General features: G+C 70.0%; 19 protein-coding genes and 1 riboswitch. Of the genes, 8 read left to right on the forward strand and 11 right to left on the reverse strand.

What is annotated here, in order from left to right; all coding sequences use genetic code 11:
* Positions 1-62 precede the first annotated feature (62 nt).
* Positions 63-755, forward strand: a complete 693-nt coding sequence (locus tag ACH35V_RS00635; protein ID WP_395969497.1) for an HAD family hydrolase — start codon at positions 63-65, stop codon at positions 753-755.
* An 18-nt stretch (positions 756-773) separates the two neighbouring features.
* On the opposite strand, the gene ACH35V_RS00640 is transcribed toward ACH35V_RS00635, so the two are convergent.
* Both ACH35V_RS00640 and ACH35V_RS00645 read right to left on the reverse strand, forming a co-directional pair.
* Positions 774-1,556 carry a hypothetical protein gene (locus ACH35V_RS00640; protein ID WP_395969498.1) on the reverse strand — a complete coding sequence of 261 codons (783 nt, stop codon included), beginning with the start codon at positions 1,554-1,556 and terminating at the stop codon, positions 774-776.
* The gene (locus tag ACH35V_RS00645; protein WP_395969499.1) at positions 1,553-2,449 is read right to left on the reverse strand and encodes a hypothetical protein; all 897 of its coding nucleotides are present in this window, start codon (positions 2,447-2,449) and stop codon (positions 1,553-1,555) included. The genes ACH35V_RS00640 and ACH35V_RS00645 overlap by 4 nt, the downstream gene beginning before the upstream one ends.
* Positions 2,450-2,716: 267 nt before the next feature.
* Here ACH35V_RS00645 and ACH35V_RS00650 point away from each other — a divergent pair, with 267 nt between their 5' ends.
* Entirely contained in the window at positions 2,717-3,277 is a 561-nt protein-coding gene (locus ACH35V_RS00650; protein WP_395969500.1) for a hypothetical protein, read from the forward strand.
* A 127-nt stretch (positions 3,278-3,404) separates the two neighbouring features.
* Complete coding sequence (locus tag ACH35V_RS00655) at positions 3,405-3,800, forward strand: nuclear transport factor 2 family protein (protein WP_395969501.1); 396 nt, start codon at positions 3,405-3,407, stop codon at positions 3,798-3,800.
* On the opposite strand, the gene ACH35V_RS00660 is transcribed toward ACH35V_RS00655, so the two are convergent.
* Positions 3,793-4,245, reverse strand: a complete 453-nt coding sequence (locus ACH35V_RS00660) for a GNAT family N-acetyltransferase (RefSeq protein WP_395971111.1) — start codon at positions 4,243-4,245, stop codon at positions 3,793-3,795. The genes ACH35V_RS00655 and ACH35V_RS00660 overlap by 8 nt on opposite strands.
* A gap of 155 nt (positions 4,246-4,400) precedes the next feature.
* Here ACH35V_RS00660 and ACH35V_RS00665 point away from each other — a divergent pair, with 155 nt between their 5' ends.
* Together ACH35V_RS00665 and ACH35V_RS00670 are read left to right on the forward strand one after the other, a co-directional pair.
* Positions 4,401-4,730: a WhiB family transcriptional regulator gene (locus ACH35V_RS00665; RefSeq protein WP_395969502.1), complete on the forward strand. Its 330-nt coding sequence runs from the start codon at positions 4,401-4,403 to the stop codon at positions 4,728-4,730.
* 91 nt (positions 4,731-4,821) lie between these two features.
* Positions 4,822-5,457, forward strand: coding sequence for a rhomboid family intramembrane serine protease (locus ACH35V_RS00670; RefSeq protein ID WP_395969503.1), 636 nt, complete (start codon positions 4,822-4,824; stop codon positions 5,455-5,457).
* On the opposite strand, the gene ACH35V_RS00675 is transcribed toward ACH35V_RS00670, so the two are convergent.
* The 5 genes from ACH35V_RS00675 to ACH35V_RS00695 form a co-directional block, all read right to left on the reverse strand.
* On the reverse strand, positions 5,444-6,190 hold the full coding sequence (locus ACH35V_RS00675; protein WP_395969504.1) for an SDR family oxidoreductase: 747 nt from the start codon (positions 6,188-6,190) through the stop codon (positions 5,444-5,446). The genes ACH35V_RS00670 and ACH35V_RS00675 overlap by 14 nt on opposite strands.
* A 64-nt stretch (positions 6,191-6,254) precedes the next feature.
* On the reverse strand, positions 6,255-7,724 hold the full coding sequence (locus ACH35V_RS00680) for a hypothetical protein (RefSeq protein WP_395969505.1): 1,470 nt from the start codon (positions 7,722-7,724) through the stop codon (positions 6,255-6,257).
* Between the two features lie 73 nt (positions 7,725-7,797).
* The gene (locus ACH35V_RS00685; RefSeq protein WP_395969506.1) at positions 7,798-8,583 is read right to left on the reverse strand and encodes a sporulation protein; all 786 of its coding nucleotides are present in this window, start codon (positions 8,581-8,583) and stop codon (positions 7,798-7,800) included.
* Positions 8,584-8,750: 167 nt separating this feature from the next.
* Entirely contained in the window at positions 8,751-9,074 is a 324-nt protein-coding gene (locus ACH35V_RS00690) for a DMT family transporter (protein WP_395969507.1), read from the reverse strand.
* Between the two features lie 34 nt (positions 9,075-9,108).
* A riboswitch (guanidine-III (ykkC-III) riboswitch) is annotated at positions 9,109-9,172 on the reverse strand.
* A gap of 49 nt (positions 9,173-9,221) precedes the next feature.
* Positions 9,222-10,559, reverse strand: coding sequence for a UDP-glucose dehydrogenase family protein (locus ACH35V_RS00695; protein WP_395969508.1), 1,338 nt, complete (start codon positions 10,557-10,559; stop codon positions 9,222-9,224).
* Between the two features lie 196 nt (positions 10,560-10,755).
* Here ACH35V_RS00695 and ACH35V_RS00700 point away from each other — a divergent pair, with 196 nt between their 5' ends.
* The 3 genes from ACH35V_RS00700 (at position 10,756) to ACH35V_RS00710 (ending at position 14,829) form a co-directional block, all read left to right on the forward strand.
* Complete coding sequence (locus ACH35V_RS00700; RefSeq protein ID WP_395969509.1) at positions 10,756-12,591, forward strand: acyl-CoA dehydrogenase; 1,836 nt, start codon at positions 10,756-10,758, stop codon at positions 12,589-12,591.
* A 125-nt stretch (positions 12,592-12,716) separates the two neighbouring features.
* A complete protein-coding gene (locus tag ACH35V_RS00705) occupies positions 12,717-14,504 on the forward strand; it encodes an OmpA family protein (protein ID WP_395969510.1) in 1,788 nt (595 codons plus the stop codon).
* Positions 14,505-14,562: 58 nt separating this feature from the next.
* Positions 14,563-14,829 (forward strand): DUF6458 family protein, encoded by a 267-nt coding sequence (locus ACH35V_RS00710; RefSeq protein WP_395971112.1) that lies wholly within the window; start codon positions 14,563-14,565, stop codon positions 14,827-14,829.
* Between the two features lie 71 nt (positions 14,830-14,900).
* Here ACH35V_RS00710 and ACH35V_RS00715 read toward each other — a convergent pair whose 3' ends face one another.
* Genes ACH35V_RS00715 through pdhA form a run of 3 tightly spaced genes read right to left on the reverse strand, consistent with a single transcriptional unit; the run spans position 14,901 to position 18,420 of the window.
* Positions 14,901-16,292: a dihydrolipoamide acetyltransferase family protein gene (locus ACH35V_RS00715; protein ID WP_395969511.1), complete on the reverse strand. Its 1,392-nt coding sequence runs from the start codon at positions 16,290-16,292 to the stop codon at positions 14,901-14,903.
* A gap of 5 nt (positions 16,293-16,297) precedes the next feature.
* On the reverse strand, positions 16,298-17,281 hold the full coding sequence (locus ACH35V_RS00720) for an alpha-ketoacid dehydrogenase subunit beta (protein WP_395969512.1): 984 nt from the start codon (positions 17,279-17,281) through the stop codon (positions 16,298-16,300).
* Entirely contained in the window at positions 17,278-18,420 is a 1,143-nt protein-coding gene (gene pdhA, locus ACH35V_RS00725) for a pyruvate dehydrogenase (acetyl-transferring) E1 component subunit alpha (RefSeq protein ID WP_395969513.1), read from the reverse strand. The genes ACH35V_RS00720 and pdhA overlap by 4 nt, the downstream gene beginning before the upstream one ends.
* Between the last annotated feature and the right edge of the window lie 136 nt (positions 18,421-18,556).

The following is an 18,556-nucleotide window of genomic DNA, read 5'->3' on the forward strand; positions in this document are numbered from 1 at the left end:
CCACGCCAAGGTGAACAACAACAGAAACCTTGTGGTCAGCCGCGTCCGCCTAGCATGCGTGGGTGAGCACACTGGTTCTCTGGGACATCGACCACACCCTCATCAACGCCGGAGGGCTCAGCTCCGAGATCTACGGCACGGTGTTCCACCGGCTCATCGGCCGCCCGCCCGAGAAGATCGCCGCGATGGCCGGGCGCACCGACCTCGCCATCACCACCGAGACCCTCCGCCACAACGGTATCGAACCCGCACACGACCTGATGGCGTCGTTCACCGAAGCCCTGGCGGAGTCCTTCACCGCCCGCCAGGACGAATTCGCGACCCGGGGCCACGTCCTGCCCGGCGCCCGCGCCGCATTGAAGACCCTGGCCGCCCGCCCCGACGTGATCCAATCGGCGCTCACCGGCAACATGCGCCAGATCGCCGTCGCCAAACTGACGGCATTCGCGCTCATCGACTTCTTCGACCTGGACGCCGGCGCCTTCGGCAATGACGGCATCGAACGTCCACCCCTCGTGAAACTCGCGCAACAGCGCGCGACCGCGAAATATGGCGAGGACTTCACCGCGGCGAACACCGTCCTGATCGGCGACACCCCGCACGACGTCCGCGCGGGCCACGAAGGCGGCGCCCACGTGGTCGCCGTGGCCACCGGCGCCACCCCGGCCTCCGACCTCCGCCTCTCCGGCGCCGAGGTCGTCCTCCCCGACCTCACCGACACCCGGACGGTCGTCCAGGCCATCCTCCGCGCCTGACCGGCCGCTGATCGCCGGTCAGTGGTATTCGAGCGTGCCCTTTCTGATGTAGGCGAGGTCGTGGGGACCTTCGATGCCCACATAGGGGCAGGAGGCCGGGCCCTGGCGGAGGGTGAGGGCGGAGTCGCCGGGGGCGATCCAGAGGAGGCGGCCTGAGCTGAGCCAAGGCCGGAGATCGAAGTCCCAGTCGGCGGGCCAGGGGATGTTGTCGGCCCAGCCCTTCCATTCGCCGGCCTCGTCGTAGACGTCGTACTGCTGCGTGCCCCAGTCGTTCTCCAGGCGGACGGACGGGCGGGGCCCGAAGTAGGCGATGGCCCAGCCGGTGTGGCGCCCGACGGGAACCTCGGAGATGACGGCGCGCACGTCCGGGGCGTCCAGGATGCGCGGGACGACGTAGGGCGCGCCGGGTCCTGGCTGGCACATGAATGGCGTGTAGGTGACGGGCTGGGCGATCCGCATGGCACCGGTCAGCGCGAGCCACGACCGGGGGAGCCGGACGGGACGGCGGCGGACCGGCGCCTCGTAGTTCCAGAACCAGCCGTCGAGGTCGACCGGATCGAGCGGCCAGTGAACGGCGTCGCCGCTGTGCGGATCGCGGGTGAGGGGGACCTCGGGCAGCCATTCCCGGTAACGGTGCGTCAGGTCGTTGCGGCGCTCGCGGGCCTCGGCGAGCGCACGGTCGAGGTCGGCGGACTCGGCGTCGTCCTCGTCCAGCCGCTCGGCGCGCTGCTTCCAGCGGTTGCCGAGGTCGAGCAGTTCGGCGCGGGCGGCGAGGCGTTCGGCGTCCAGCGGGCCGCTCATAAGGGTGCTCCGTCTCCGCGTGCCAGGGACACCGGCTGGTTCGGCGCGAACCGCACCAGGGGTTCCATGTTCGGATTTGCCGGCGAGTGATTGTAGTCGATCTTGTCGTAGATGCCCTGGTTGACATCGTTCTCGGGCACCCAGTACTTGTGCGCGCCGTGGTTGACGCCCATGCCGTTGTCCATCATCTCCTGGACGGTCCGGTCATATTCCTCGGGCGTCAGGCGCTCGCCACTCGGATGGTGGCGGATGTCATAGAGGTCATTGTCCCCGGCGAACGGCTTGAGCGGCTCGTCCGCGCCATCGCGGCCCCGGACGACGCCGTCGTCGCCGACCTGGAGTTTGCCCTGCCGGCCGTACTCCTCCATGGAGCCCTGCTGGTCGTAGTACTCCTTGTGCCGCTGCCGGTAACGGTCGTTGAGCCCGTCCCAATCCTTGTCGGACATTCCCTCGGGCTTCGTCTTCGGAGGCGGATCGGGCTTGAAGTATCCGACCTGCCCCTCTTTTCCCTTGAGGTCCGGCTTGAGCATCACGTCGTACTGGTTGATGGTCTTCGACTTGACGAACTGGGGCTTCGGGATCGCATTGCCGTGCCTGAGGTGTTTCAGCGAGTCGGGATTCACCGGGCGGACGTCGATCTGCAGGTTCCTGCGGTTGGCGTAGTCCTGGAACTTCTTCTGGTCCTTGCGCCGGATGCCCCACTTGTTCTGGATCTCACGCGGGCTGTTCGGTTGCCTGGAAGTCCCGCCGCCGAGCCCGGCGCGGCGGGAACCGCGCGGTGAACCACCACCACCGCCGCGCCGCCTGCGCGCCTTGCGTAAGAATTTCGCGGCCCCCCGGCCGATGATGCCGCCGACCTCACCGGCCGCGCCGCCGCCCCGTCTGCCCCCCAAGGCGTGCCTCCCCGAAACACCGCCAACGCGAGCCACGCCGTTCCAGCCACACCGGCAAGGCCGCGATGAGTTCTATGCCGCGACTCGACCAAATCCGACGATATGCCGGAAGCGACCACCGCGCCAGCGTCCGCACCCGTCCGGTCTGCGCCATGACCCCAGATCCTCGCGCCGCCCGCCGGCAATCGTCGATTGCATAAACCGAATATTTGCCGTAAGAATCCCTTCTCGCCCTTTAAGAATTGATCTTGAGTTACGATTTTCTGTATGGAGCGAGAGGGTGTTCCTCAGTCCGACATTCCGGCCGGCCCGCGAGGTCGCAGGTTCAAGATCGCCGTCGAGATCAGTGCGATTTGCATCGCGGCGGCGAGCCTTCTGGTCGCGTTCACCTCGATCGGCGAGTCCGCCTACCGGTGGGCCTTCCCGGGCGAGGCGGCGCCCCCGGAGCCCAGCGCGCGTGCCGAGCCGGCCGCGCGCCCCGACCCCCTGGCCTGCCCATACGCCGATGCGGTGTGCCTGTGGTCGGCCCCCGACCGGAAGCCCTTCGTCTGGCGGCCCCGTGAGGGCAGGAAGGCATTCTCGGACTACGACTCGACCCGCGTCCCGGCACTCGCCGATCACCTGGCCGCCTTTGTCGCCAATGTTGATGCGTGCTTCATCGATACCGCGGACGATCTGACCCGCGACTATCGAAGCGTCATGCGGGTCCATGCCGTCGCGAAGAGAACGGGGTTCCTCACCGGCTATGGAATGCGCGCTGATCAGATAGCGCCGCCGGAGGTCTGCACCGGGAAAAGCAAGGAAACCCACGACCTGTGGCCTGAGTGAGGGACGCCGGCATTCAGCCGCCGGACGGCGTCGTACGGCGCAGTGCGGCGTCGTACGGGACGTCGGTCATGGCGAGACGATGTCAGGATTGTCGGATCCTGAACGTCTTCTCCCACAAGGAGGGCGCATGCCCGCTGCCTTCGATGTCGTCTCGCGCTTCTACCACGCCGCCCAGGCCGGGGACGGGGCCGCGATCCTCGACGTCCTGCATCCGGAGTTCGAGGCGCACATCGCGCCGGGGATGCCCTGCGGAGCCGGCGGCGCCTTCCACGGGCCGCGCGAGGCGCTCACGCGGGTGTGGGGCGCGGTGTTCGCCGAGTACGACACGGCTCCGTACGCCGAGGGCTGGCACGAGACGACCGACGGGATGGTCGTGGTCACCGGGCACTACCGGGGTGCCTCGCGGGGCACGGGGCGCGAGTACGAGGCCGAGTTCGTCCACCTGTGGCGGGTGACGGACGGGCTGATCTCGTGGCTGCACCAGTACACCGACACCCTCCGGTGGCACGAGGCGCTCAGGTGAGATGGAACTTCATGCCCATGTGAGACGGGCGGAAGCCGATCTTCTGGTAGAAGCGCACGGCGTCGGGGCGCTGGCGGTCGGTGGTGAGCTGGACGACGCGGCAGCCGCGGGCGCGGGCCCGGTCGATGGCGAAGTTGAGCATGTCCTGGCCGAGGCCGCGGCCGCGCTGGGAGGCGGCGACGCGGACGCCCTCGATCTGGGCGCGCTCGCTGCCGGTGTAGGTCAGGCCGGGGATGAAGGTCAGCTGCAGCGTCCCGGCGATCTCGCCGGCGACCTCGGCGACGATCACGGAGTTGTTCGGGTCCTTCTCGATGGCGGTGAAGGCCGTGAAGTACGCGTCCGGAATCTCATCCCCCGGTGTTTCGCGGGTGGCTCCCAGGGGATCGTCGGCCAGTAGCCGGACGATCTGGGGCAGATCGTCCGCCGTAGCCTCGCGGAAGGTCACTTCTTGATCACGCTGCACGCCTCACAGGCTATCCGGACGCTAACTTGCAACGTTCACGAACGTCTTGTAGTACTACACTTTGTAGTACTACGTTGAGTGGAGACCACCTCGGAGCCGAACTGCCGGTGGTCTCGTCGCCGCGCAGGGGAGATCCAATGCACCACATCGAGAACGAGGAACACTGGAGCGACCACGCCATCTGCCGCGGCGCCGATCCCGACCTGTTCTTCCCGATCGGCTACTCCGCGCCGGTGCTGAAGGCCCAGGAGGACGCCGCCAAGGCGATCTGCGCGAACTGCCCGGTGCGGGCCGAATGCCTGGGGTGGGCGCTGCGCGTCGGCGAGCCCGACGGCATCTGGGGCGGGACGACGCCGGAGGAGCGCCGCTACCTCCGCAGGACGGCCGACGCCCCCGCACGGCGGCCCCTTCCCGTCATCGTCGTGCGCGGCGACGCGTCCGAGCCGGAGCACGCGTCCGCCGCCTAGCCCCGCGACCCCGCGCCGGGGCCCGCAGTGGCACGTTCCGGACGTTTCGCGCGTTGGCCGTACAGGGGCGTCGAGACTTACGGTGGCTGACATGAGCTATATCCCCGAGAAGCGGAGTTCCGACGGGCTCGCCAAGCACGGGACGCGCGCGCTGGCGTCCGCGGTCCTGATCGGCTCCGTGACCGCGGTGATGTGGGTGCTGGAGCTGTTCGACCACGCGTCCGACGGCTGGTTCGACCGGTTCGGGATCCAGCCGCGGGACGTGAACGACTTGCCGGACATCTTCACCGCGCCGTTCATGCACGGCGGGTTCGGGCACCTGATGGCCAACACGGTCCCGTTCCTCGTCCTCGGGTTCATCGCGGCGGCGCGCGGCATCGCGAAGTTCCTGGTCGCGAGCCTGATCGTCATCGTGGTCGGCGGGCTCGGGGTGTGGATCACCAGCTCCGCCAACACGCTCGGATCGAGCATCCTGATCTTCGGCTTCTTCGGCTACCTGGTGGGACGCGGGATCTTCGAGCGGCGGCTGGTCGACATCGCGATCGCGGTCGCCGTCGTCGCCGTCTACGGGACGATGCTGTTCGGCGTCATCCCCGGCGACTCCGGGATCTCGTGGCAGGGGCACCTGTTCGGGCTGATCGGCGGCGTGCTGGGCGCCTGGTTCCTGCGCCGCGGCACCAGCGGCGACACCAGCCGCGACGTGGGCACCGGGGCTAGTTCGGTCTGACGGTGACCTCGGAGACGACGGCGTCGCGCGGCGTCTCCAGAGCTGACACCAAGACGCGCGCAACTGTGGCGGGGGCGGCGAAGTCGTCCTCGGCGTAGGGGTGGCCTTCCTGGGCGCGCACCTTCCGCTGCATGTCCGTGGCCGTCCGCCCCGGGTAGACGGTCGTGACGCGCAAGGACGGCTCCTCCGCCCGGAGCGAATCGGCCAGCGCGCGCAGGCCGAACTTGCTCGCCGCGTACGCCGACCACTCCGGATTGGCGCGGAGCCCCGCGGTCGAGTTCACGAAGACGATGTGGCCTTCGGCGGCGCGCAGCGCGGGCAGCAGCAGCCGCGTCAGCTCCGCCGCGGACACCAGGTTGACCGACAGGTGCTGGATCCACTCGTCCGCCTCCATGTCGGCGACGGGCGCGAGATGCACCATGCCCGCCGCGTGGACGACGCCGTCCAGCCGCGGGGGAAGCCCGGCCACCGCGAGGGACGCCTCGATCCGCAGCGGCTCCGTCAGATCGACCGGGATCGTCGTGACGGACGGGTCGCGCCGCGCCGAGGCGACCGCGTCCGGGCTGATGACCTGGGTGGCGGCGTGCGCGCCGCCGCGCAGCCGCCCGGCCAGCTCGCCCAGCCGCTCCGGCGAGCGGGCGGTCAGGACGAGGTCATGCCCGCGCCCGCGCAGCAGCCCGGCGACCGCCGCCCCGATGCCGCCGGTCGCCCCGGTGATCAGATATGTGCCCATGCCGCCTCATTCTCGTGGATCCCCTGTCCGTGTGGACGCCCGGGGCGGCCCGCGGGTTCGGAGCTCAGTTCGGGTTGGACGCCGGCCGCAGCACGCGGGTGGCGCCGGTGATCAGGGCCGTCGCGAGCACCCAGCCCGTCGTGACCAGCGCGTACGCCACCCACCGCGACCAGCTCACCGCGTCGTACGAGAGCTGCTGCCCGAACGTGTCGAGCGGGATCAGCAGGTCGAGGGTGTAGATCAGGGCGTGGAACGCGGGCAGCTCGTTCCCGGGCTTGACCGGACGGGGCTCCTCGATGGAGAACACCGTCGTCCCGGTGGCGAGCAGGGCCGCGAACCAGGCGAACGCCAGCCAGGGGCGGTAGCCGTACCCGACTGTCCAGTCGAGGAGCTGGTTCCACGCCTTCCCGACCGGGTTCAGGTGGCGGCGGCGGGCGCGGAGCTTGGCGAGCTGCACCTTGCGGGCGAGGTCGTCGTGGCCGATGCCGTGGTACCAGGACGCGAGCTGCTCGTACGGCTGGAGATGGAACTCCCGGTCGCGGGACACCCAGCTCAGCCGGTCCTTGAACTCGCCGCCGCGCAGCGTCTCGTACGTCATGCCGTTCAGGTACAGCTCGTCCGGCCAGACGGACGGATGATCCATGATCAGCGCGATCCGGGAGTACGACAGCGACACCCGGCCCTTGATCTGCCCGTCCGTCCACAGGAGCAGCTCGTCGGCCTGCATGTGGCTCGCGTGCAGCGCCATCCGGGCCGGGTCGCCCGAGTCGAGGCGCCCCCGCGAGAACGACAGGATGCCGTTGAAGCGGGCGCTGCGCAGCCGGACGGTGCCGAGCGCGGTGAACCCGTTGCTGAACTCGGCGGTGTCCTCGACGACCATGTTCTGCGCGTCCAGCGCGAGGCGGCCGGGGTTGACGAGCGTCGTGCCCTCCATGAACAGCCCGCCGTTCATCCGGGCCCCGACGAACCGGACGCCGCCGGTGATGGTCGCGTTCCGGATGAACGTGCCGACGTCCACGACGAGGCCGCCGCTGGACAGCGCCCGCCGCTCCGGGTCCGGCGCGGTGATCGTCGTCCCGTTCAGCCGGAGGCCGCCGCCGAGCTGCGCCCGGAACAGCCGGATCTCGCCGTCGATCTCCGATCCGGACATGCTGAGGAAGCCGTCCGCGCGGAGGCCGCCGCCGTCGAAGCCCGGCATCCGGCAGTGGTTGAACCGCAGCTGGCGGGTCTCGGCGTTGGAGAAGTCGGGCTCCTCGACGAGCCGGCACTGGTCCAGCAGCAGCTCGTGCTCGACGGACCCGCCCGACACGTCCAGGCGTCCCAGGATGTAGGCGCCGCGCAGGCGGACGGCCGCGACCGCACCCGGACGCGCGTCGCCCGCGCCGAGCAGCAGCTGGGTGATGATCTCGGCGCGGACCATCCGCTCGGGCAGCGGTCCTGCGGGACGGTCGTCGCCGAGCGCGACCGTCGCGCCGGTCGGGAACGCGGCCCAGAGGCGCTGTTCGGCATCGTTGAGTCCGGGGGGCTGGGGCACGGACACTCTTTCTACGCGGAGATCCCCTCCGCGATCAACGTCGCGGAGGGGATCCCACAGTCGGCTGGACGGTCTAGAAGAAGCCGCGGCGGCGCCCGGCGTCCTTGAGGAAGCCGTCGAGCTGCTGCTCCCAGTTGGTCTGCTCGACGCTCGCGTAGTCGACGGTGAACCGGCTGAACGCGTCGCGCCCCTCGGTGAACGCGCCGCCGCGCTTGTCGAGCTCCAGCACGACCTCCATCGACTGCGGGTACGACACGAACGTCACCTCAAGCTGCTTGATGCCGCGCGCGTACGTGCTCGGAGGATAGAACTCGATCTCCTGGTAGAACGGCAGCTCCTGGTGGACGCCCCAGATGCGCCCCTTCTCGCAGTCGGCGTTGCGGAACTGGAAACCGAGGTTGGAGAACGCCGCGAGGATCCGCTCCTGCGCGGGCAGCGGGTGCACGGCGATCGGGTCGAGGTCGCCCGGGTCGATCGCGCCCTGGACCTCCAGCTCGGTCGCGAGACCGACCGTGGTGCCGCGCAGCGGCTGCCCGTACATGTGGGTGAGCGGCGCCTCCCACGGGATGGCGAACTGGAACGGGATGCTGTGCCGGGCGCCGTCGTCCAGCTCGAATGCACCGGCCACCGGCAGCTTGGCGTACTCCAGGTTGGAGCTGTACTCGTTGTCGCCCGACTCGATCTCGACCCTGGTGCGCAGGGCGAGGTTCACCGACTTGATGTCGGAGTCGTGCTGGCCGCCGATGATGGTGATCTCTCCGGTGACGGCGCCACCGGGCCTGGTGTTCGGGTCGTGCAGGATCGTTTCGATCGACGGGCCGCCGATGCCCATCGCCTGCCGCAGCTTCTTGAAGACCAAGGTCCGTCCTCCCGTTTGCGAGCACTCCGGGCGCTCCCGTCCCATGCGTCCGGGCGCCCTCGTCCCATAGACGTGTTACGCCCATAGACGCTGTTACGGGAGATTACGTTCCTGAGCGCCCTCGTGACCTGCGAATGGCCGCGTTGACGGCCGCCGATGAACGGCCGTCAGTGGCCGCCTCCGGCGAGGTTGAGGCCGACGACGCCGACGAGGATGAACGCCAGCGCGGCGATCTTGAGCGCGGACACCTGGTCGCCGAGCAGGAGCATGCCCAGCGTCGCCGTCCCGACCGCGCCGATCCCGACCCACACCGCGTAGGCGGTGCCGACGTCGAGGTTCTTCAGCGCCAGGCTGAGCAGGCCGAAGCTGGTCACGGCGAAGACGAGGAAGCCGATGGACGGCAATGGTTCGGTGAAGCCCTTGCTGCCCTTCAGGCACAGGGCCATCGCGACCTCGAAGAGACCGGCGGCGATGACGAGGATCCAGGCCATGGTGCACCCTCCCGGTGGGCGAGACGACTGCTGTCACGCGTCGTCTTGGCCTGCCGGGTACGACGCACCTCGTCCGGGAGGGACCACTGGCCCTCACCAGCCCCAACGGCCCTGTGCCGAAGGACATTCCCGGGATCTGCCGGGCGGTCAGGATCTGCCGAGCGCCCGGTACTCCCAGCCCGCCGATCTCCACTGCGCCGCGTCGAGGGCGTGCCGTCCGTCCACCATCCGCTTGTGCCGGACGACCTCCGCCAGCGCCTCCGGACGCACCTCGCGGAAGTCCGACCACTCGGTCAGCAGGACGACGACGTCGGCGTTCCCGGCCACGTCGAACGCGCTGTCGCCGTACCGCAGCTCGGGGAACGCGCGGCGGGCGTTGTCGAGGGCCGCCGGGTCGTAGACGCGGACGTCGCCGCCGAGGCCGTGCATGGTGCGGGCCACGTCCAGCGCGGGAGCGTCGCGGACGTCGTCGGAGTTGGGCTTGAACGCGGCGCCCCACACGGCGATGCGCTTGCCCGTGACCTCGCCGCCGAGCACCTCGCCGACGAGGTCGACGGTGCGGGCGCGGCGCCGCCGGTTGATGTCGTCCACCTGGCGCAGGAACGACACGGCCTGCCCGACGCCGATCTCCTCGGCGCGGTGCGCGAACGCCCGGATGTCCTTGGGGAGGCAGCCGCCGCCGAAGCCGAGCCCGGGACGCAGGAACTTGCCGCCGATCCGGTCGTCGAGCGCGAGGGAGTCGGCGAGGTCCTTGACGTCGGCGCCGACGGCCTCGCACACCTCCGCCATCGCGTTGATGTAGGAGATCTTGGTGGCGAGGAAGGAGTTGGCGGCGACCTTGACGAGCTCGGCGGTGGCGAGGTCCGTGCGGATCACGGGGGTGCCGAGGTCGAGGACGGGCTTGAACACGGCGTGCAGCCGCTCGTACGCCCAGTCGGACGCGACGCCGAACACCAGCCGGTCGGGGCGCATCGTGTCGTCGACGGCGAAGCCCTCGCGGAGGAACTCGGGGTTCCACGCCAGCTCGACGTCGGCGCCCGCGGGAGCCAGGTCGCCGACGATGCCGGTGAGGCGCCGCGCCGTCCCGACCGGCACCGTCGACTTCCCGACGATGAGGGCGCGGCGGCGCAGCAGCGGGGCCAGGGAGCGGACGGCGGCGTCGACGTAGGTCAGGTCGGCGGCGTCGGACCCGGGGAGCTGCGGCGTCCCGACGCACAGGAAGTGGACGTCGCCGAAGCCGGCCGCCTTCTCGTAGGAGGTGGTGAACCGGAGCCGGCCCGAGTCGAGCGCCTTGGTGAGCAGCTCGGGCAGTCCGGGTTCGAAGAACGGGACCTCGCCGGACGCCAGCCTGCCGATCTTGTGCCGGTCGACGTCCACGCCGAGGACCTCGAAGCCGAGCGCCGCCATGCATATCGCGTGCGTGGCCCCGAGGTAGCCGGTCCCGATGACGGTCAGTCTCGGGACCTCCGCCTCCCTGTGTTTCATGTGCACCTCCTCTTTCTGCCGCGGGTGAACTGCTGTCGCGGGGGGTGGGGTGATCGTTCACACGATCTTCCCACCGAACCTCCCCGGGGTGTTCCACATCGGTTACCAGCGGGTAGCATGATGGTGGGTTACTGACCAGTACATGCAGCGGGACCGGTCGTCGACGGGGGTCCGCGGGACTTTGACGGAGGCTCGTATGGGGCACTACAAGAGCAACCTCCGCGACCTGGAGTTCAACCTCTTCGAGGTGTTCAGGCGCCAGGACCTCCTCGGCTCGGGCCCGTACGAGGACTTCGACGAGGACACCGCCCGCAGCGTCCTCGACGAGGTCCGGCGGCTGGCCGAGGGGCCGATCGCCGCGTCCTTCGAGGACGCCGACCGCCACCCGCCGGTGTTCGACCCCGCGACCGGCGCCGTCGCCATGCCTGACGGTTTCAAGAAGTCCTTCAAGGCCTGGATGGACGCCGAGTGGTACCGGCTCGACCTCGTGCCCGAGTTCGGCGGCAGCCGCGCCCCGCGCTCCCTCACCTGGGCGGTCGCGGAGCAGGTGCTCGGCGCGAACCCGGCGGTCTACATGTTCGCGTCCGGTCCCGGTTTCGCGCAGATCCTGTGGCGCATCGGCACGCCGGAGCAGAAGCGGTTCGCCGAGCTGGCCCTTGAGCGGCAGTGGGGCGCCACGATGGTGCTGACCGAGCCGGACGCCGGGTCGGACGTCGGCGCGGGCCGGGCCAAGGCCGTCGAGCAGCCGGACGGAACGTGGCACATCGAGGGCGTCAAGCGCTTCATCACCTCGGCCGAGCACGACATGGCGGAGAACATCTTCCACCTGGTGCTGGCGCGTCCGGAGGGCGCGGGGCCCGGCACCAAGGGGCTGTCGATGTTCCTCGTCCCCAAGTTCCTGGTGGACCTGGAGACCGGGGAGCTGGGCGAGCGCAACGGCGTGTACGTGACGAACGTCGAGAAGAAGATGGGCCTGAAGGTCTCCACGACCTGCGAGTTGACGTTCGGCGAGAAGGACCCGGCGGTCGGGTACCTGGTCGGGGACGTCCACGAGGGCATCAAGCAGATGTTCCTCGTCATCGAGTACGCGCGGATGATGGTCGGGACGAAGGCCATCGCCACGCTGTCGACCGGCTACCTGAACGCGCTGGAGTACGCGAAGGAGCGCGTCCAGGGCGCGGACATGACGCAGATGACCGACAAGACCGCCCCGCGCGTGACCATTACGCACCACCCGGACGTCCGGCGCAGCCTCATGACGCAGAAGGCGTACGCGGAGGGCATGCGGGCGCTGGTGCTGCTCACCTCGTCCTACCAGGACGCCGTGCAGATCGCCGAGTTCGAGGGCCGCAAGGACGAGACCGCCGAGAAGGTCAACGACCTGCTGCTGCCGATCGTGAAGGGCTTCGGGTCCGAGCGGGCGTACGCGCTGCTCGGCGCCGAGTCGCTGCAGACGCTCGGCGGGTCCGGCTTCCTGCAGGACTACCCGGTCGAGCAGTACATCCGCGACTCCAAGATCGACACCCTGTACGAGGGCACCACCGCGATCCAGGGCCAGGACCTGTTCTTCCGCAAGATCCTCCGGGACAACGGCGAGGCGCTGAAGGTGCTCGTCGGGGAGATCAGGGCGTTCGCCGGCTCCGATGCAGGCAACGGCCGGCTCAAGAACGAGCGGGCACTGCTCGGCCGGGCGCTGGACGACGTCCAGGGCATCATCGACCCGATGGTCGGGTGGGCGCTCGGCTCGATGGAGAACCCGAAGGAGCTGTACAAGATCGGGCTCAACACGTCCCGGCTGCTGCTCGCGCTCGGCGACCTCATCGTCGGCTGGCTGCTCAGCCGCCAGGCCGAGATCGCGCTCACCGCGCTCAGCGGCGGAGGCGTTTCCGATTCGGACGAGGCGTTCTACACGGGCAAGGTCGCGGCCGCGCAGTTCTTCTGCCGGACCGTCCTGCCGCGGCTGGCATCGGAACGCGCCATCGCCGAGGCCACCGATCTGGACGTGATGGAGCTGCCCGAAGCGGCCTTCTGAGCCGCTGATCGTTTCGCGTGGCGGGCCCTCGCTGGGATGTTGGCGGGGGCCCGCCGCGTGTCGCTACTGTGGGCGCGACCGTCCCCGCCCGGCTCCCCCTGGCCCTCCCCCTGACCGGATGACCGATGCGCGCTCTGCCTCTCGCCGTCTCTTTCACCGGGCTCGCCCTGATCGCCGGCTGCGCCGACGCCGGCAAGGCGGAGATGAGCGACCCGCCGACGGTCGGCCTGGACGGGTCGCCCGCCACCCAGGGGTTCGCGAAGGAGGGCTGGTTCGGGAGCGCGGACGGCCTGCACGCGCGCGTCGAGATCAAGGGCGTGGAACGGCAGGCCGCCAAGGCGGTGCTGCGCTACACCGTGACGTCGCTGGACTCGGCCACGAAGTCCGTCCCGTTCGCGATCGAGCTGCTCGACCCGGTCGGGCGCAAGCTCTACAAACCCACGGGGTCGACGAGCGGGGCCGCGTTCGCGCCTAACGCGACCCGCGAGATGGCGGCCGAGTATCCGGCGCTTCCGCCGGACGTCCAGAAGGTCACCGTGATCACACCGGGGACGGCGGGCGAGTTCACGGGGATTCCGGTGGGGAGCGGCTCGTCCACGCCACCGGGCGGCTCCGCGCCGTCCGGCGGCTTTTCGTCACCGCCTAACTTCTCACCGCCGCCTGGCTTTTCGCCCCCGCCCGGTTTCTCTCCGCCACCTGGGTTCTCGCCTCCGCCCGGGTTCTCGCCGCCGTCAGGGGGGTTCGGGCAGCCGGGCGGGCTGGCCGCGGGGCCGTCGTCGACGCCGTCCAGCGGGTTCGATCCGTACGCCGCGACCGCGCCCTCGCCGCTGTCGCCGCCACCGAACCAGTCCTCGCGCCCTCCTGGGACGACGCCGTCCACCGGAATCACGCCGCCTTCGGGGGGCACGCCGCCGGGGCCCGGCGCGGGCGGCAATCCCGTCGATCTGTACGACATCACCGAGAGCGAGATCAAGGACATCGCGTCCAGCGGTTCGAACATGACGGTCGACCTGCACGCCGACGTGCTGTTCGGCACCGGCTCGGCGAAGCTGTCGAGCCGCGCGAAGGCCGTCCTGGACGAGGCCGCGCAGCAGATCAAGACGAAGGCCACCGGCCCGGTGACGCTCGCCGGGCACACCGACACCAAGGGCGACGATCCGAAGAACCTGAAACTGTCGCAGCAGCGCGCCGACGCCGTGATGAAGGAGCTGAAGACGCGGCTCCGGAGCGGGTTCACCCTCACCGCGCGCGGCAAGGGCGAGACGGAGCCGGTCGCCAGGGAGGGCGGCGCCGACGACGCCAGGGCCCGCGCCCGAAACCGCCGCGTCGAGATCTCCTACCAGGTCAAACAGCCGCCATCGGGTGCACCGGGTGCACCGGGTGCACCGGGCGCGACGGGCACACCGGGCGCGACGGGCACACCGGGCGCGACGGGCGGACCGAGCGCGACAGGGCCTGGGGCGGTGCCCGCGGCGGCGGCGTTCCGTGCGCAGGACGGGAAGACGGTCGCCAGCCGCTCCGGAACCTTCGGCACGGCGAAGCGCCGCCTGGACGTCAAGCCGTTCTACCGGGACGGCGCCTACATCGTCGCCGTCTTCGAGATCATGAACGAGGGCCCCGGAGTCACCCCGCAGGACGCCTCCTACGCGCACACCGACTACCCCGGCGGCGTGTTCACGTCCTTCTCCATCCAGGTCCCGGGCGGGAAGGACGTGTACCGCGCCGTCCGCATCGGGCCCAGGACGCCGAGCGGCCCCAGCGCCTACGTCGACCCCGGACGCGCCGTGTTCCGCACCGCCGTGAAGCAGCCCGTCCGCGGCTTCGTCTACCTGCCGGCGCCGCCGGGGAACGTCACGTCCGTCGTCCTCGACGCGGGCCCCTTCGGAAAATTCGACAGGGTCCCCGTCTCGTAGGGCATCGTCCGACGTGTGACGGGCTATCCGAACGGATAGTTAAAGAGCACGCACACGGATCGTCTGGCGGAGGTCATCGATGGGTCTCGGTGTCAGTGTTTTCACGATCACGCTCGGGCTGATCCTGAAGTTCGCGATCAAGCCGGATGCGATGACCGACCCGGTGGACATCCACATCATCGGCGTCATCTTGATCATTGTCGGCGGGGCGACGTTCCTGCTCCAGCTGCTGATGATGTCCCGCATGCAGCAGCGCGGGCCGCGGTTCCAATCGAAACAGCGGGACGAGCGCATGTACGACGAGGACAACCCGCCCCGCCCCTGAACCCCCTGAACCCCTTGAACGCAAGGGGCCGGTGCCACGACGCGCGCGGCACCGGCCCTACGAATCTCCGCTCAGCCCCAGGCCAGCATGCGAACCGGGTCTTCCAGCATGGCGCCGACGTCGCGGAGGACGCGCGACCCCAGCTCGCCGTCCACGATCCGGTGGTCGAACGACAGCGACAGCGTGGTGACCTTCCGGATCGCCAGCTCGCCCTCGTGCACCCACGGCATGTCGCGGATCTGGCCGAACGCCAGGATCGCGGCCTCGCCCGGGGTGAGGATCGGGGTCCCGGAGTCCACGCCGAACACACCGACGTTCGTGATCGTGATCGTGCCGTCGGACAGGTCGGCCGGGGACGCCTTGCCCGCCCGCGCCTTGTCCGTCAGCTCCTGCAGCGCGCGGGCCAGTCCCGGCAGGTCGAGGTCCTGCGCCTCCTTCACCTTCGGGACGATCAGCCCCCGCTCCGTGGCCGCCGCGATCCCCAGGTTCACGTACCGCTTGACGACGATCTCCGCGCCGGACGGGCCGTCCGCCCAGGTGGAGTTGACCTGCGGGTTCCGCGCCACGGCCGTGAGGAGCGCCCGCGCCACCAGCAGCAGCGGGGAGACCTTCACGTCCGCGAACTCGGGCAGCTCCCGGAGGCGTTTCACCGTTTCCATCGTGCGGGTCACGTCCACCTGGAGGAACTCGGTGACGTGCGGCGCGGTGAACGCCGAACCGGACATCGCGGCAGCGGTCGCCTTGCGGACGCCCTTGACCGGCACCCGCTCCTCGCGCGCCCCCGCCTGGGCGGGCACGGCCGGCGCAGCGCCGGACTGGGCGGCGAGGACGTCGTCGCGGGTGATCGAGCCCTGCGGGCCCGAGCCGGTGATCGCCCCGAGGTCGATCCCGAGGTCCTTGGCCATCTTCCGGACCGGCGGCTTCGCCAGCGGCAACCCGTTGTCCACAGCCTGTGGACGAACCGCCGGGGGTGCCGGGGGAGCCGTCCGCTGGACGGGAGGAGCGGCGGGCGGGGGCGGTGCGCCGTTCGCCTGCCTACGCGGACGCCGCTTCGTCGCCCCTTCCTTGACGCCGTACCCGACGAGCACGGGCGTCCGCTTCGGCGGCGCCTCCGACGACACCATGCCCGGCTCGCTGGCGGTCGGCACGGCCTCCGTCTCCTGCAGCGCCGCGGCCTGCGCCGGAGGCTCCGACACCGGCGTCGCGACGCCGCCTTCGCCGCCGGCGTCCACGGAGATGATCGGGGAGCCGACGTCCACGGTCGCGCCCTCGGTGACCATCAGCTCGGTCACCACGCCCTCGAACGGGCAGGGCAGCTCCACGATCGCCTTGGCGGTCTCGATCTCGACGATGGTCTGGTTGATCTCGACCGTGTCGCCGGGCTGGACGTGCCACTTGACGATCTCGGCCTCCGTCAGGCCCTCGCCCACGTCCGGCAGATTGAAGATCTTCGGCTGGCTCACCGGCGTCACCACGCGAAGGTTCGGTCGACCGCGTCCAGGATGCGGTCGAGATCGGGCAGGTAGTGGTCCTCGTTGCGGGACGGCGGGTACGGCGCGGAGAACCCGCCGACCCGCAGCACCGGCGACTCCAGCCGGTAGAAGCACCGCTCGGTGATCCGCGCGGCCAGCTCGGCGCCGAACCCGCTGAACACCGGCGCCTCGTGGACGACGACGCAGCGTCCGGTCCGGTTCACGGAATCGACGACGGCGCCGATGTCGAGCGGGTTGAGCGAGCGCAGGTCGATGACCTCCAGCGTCCGGCCCTCCTCGGCGGCAGCGGCGGCGGCCTCCAGGCACGTCTTCACCGACGGCCCGTACGCGAGGACGGTCACGTGCTCGCCCGGCTGGACGATCCGCGCGTCGTGCAGCGGCGCCCAGTCGGCGGCCGTGGATTCGACGTCGACCTCGGCCTTGTCCCAGTACCGGCGCTTCGGCTCGAAGAAGATCACCGGGTCGGGCGAGGCGATCGCCTGCTGGATCATCGCGAACGCGTCCAGCGGGTTCGAGCACGCCACGACGCGCAGCCCGGCGGTGTGCGTGAAGTACGCCTCGGGCGACTCCGAGTGGTGCTCCACCGCGCCGATGCCGCCGCCCCACGGGATCCGGATCACGACGGGCAGCGACAGCGACCCGAGCGACCGCATCCGCATCTTGGCGAGCTGGGTGATGATCTGGTCGGCGGCGGGGAACACGAACCCGTCGAACTGGATCTCCACCACCGGACGGTAGCCGCGCAGGGCGAGGCCGATCGCCGTCCCGACGATGCCGGACTCGGCCAGCGGCGTGTCGATGACGCGTTCCTCGCCGAAGTCCTTCTGCAAACCGTCGGTGATGCGGAACACCCCGCCGAGTTTCCCGACGTCCTCGCCCATGACGAGGACTTTCGGGTCGTTCTCCATGGCCTTGCGCAGGCCCTCGTTCATGGCCTTTCCGAGGGTGAGCGTAGTCATCGGGACCCCTCCTCGCCGGAACCCTCGAACGACGCCAGATAGGCGGCGAACTGCTCCTGCTCCTCGGTCATCAGCGGATGCGATTCCGCGTAAACGTTCTCGAACATCGCCAACGGCTGCGGATCGGGCATCGACAGACACCCTTCGCGCAATTCCCGGCCCAGCTGCTTGGCCTCGTCCTCGACCTTTTCAAAGAATCCCGTCTCGGCGAGGTCATTGCGCACCAGATACGCCTTGACGCGTTCGATCGGGTCCTTGAGCTTCCAGGCTTCTTCTTCGGCCTTCAGCCGGTAGCGCGTGGGGTCGTCCGTGGTGGTGTGGGCGCCCATCCGGTACGTGAACGCCTCGATGAGCGTCGGGCCCTGGCCCGTCCGGGCGTTCTCCAGGGCCTTCCTGGTGACGGCCAGGCAGGCGAACACGTCGTTGCCGTCCACCCGCAGGCCGGGGAAACCGTAGCCCTGCGCCCTGCGGTAGAGCGGAATCCGCGACTGCTTCTCAAGCGGCTCGGAAATGGCCCACTGGTTGTTCTGGCAGAAGAAGACGATCGGCGCGTTGAACACGGACGCGAAGACGAACGACTCGTGCACGTCACCCTGCGAGGTCGCCCCGTCGCCGAAGTAGGCGATGGTCCCGGCCGCGGACGGCGTGCCGAGGACGCCGTCGCGCTGGACGCCCATCGCGTAGCCCGTCGCGTGCAGCGTCTGGCTGCCGATCACGACCGTGTACAGGTGGAAGTTGTGCTCGGTCGGGTCCCAGCCGCCGTGGCTGACGCCGCGGAACAACCCGATCATGTTGAGGTGGTCCACGCCCCGGCACCAGGCGACGCCGTGCTCCCGGTAGGTCGGGAAGACCATGTCGTTCTCGGACAGCGCGCGTCCGGACCCGATCTGCGCGGCCTCCTGCCCCAGCAGCGAGGGCCAGAGGCCCACCTCGCCCTGCCGGGTCAGCGCCACGGACTCAAGGTCGAGCCGCCGGACGATCACCAGATCGCGATAGAGGTCGCGTACCTCCTCGGCGCTGAGGTCCAGGGGGTAGTCGGGATGCTCGACGCGCTCCCCTTCGGGGGTGAGCAGCTGGACGAGTTCGGGCTCGGCCAGCTCGGGGGTATCAGGCGCGCCGCGCACGGAGTCGATCGTCATCGATGACACTCCTCGTTCGGGGCCGGCGCGCGGGATCGCCGCACGGTCGGCCGATGTCCACGGCCTCCGACCCCGGTAAGGGACAAAGGCCGCTTATGCCATCGTGGCAGACCTCACACCCCGCCATGCAAGTCCT

It is taken from the genome of Actinomadura sp. 1N219, assembly GCF_044326405.1.
GTDB lineage: Bacteria > Actinomycetota > Actinomycetes > Streptosporangiales > Streptosporangiaceae > Spirillospora.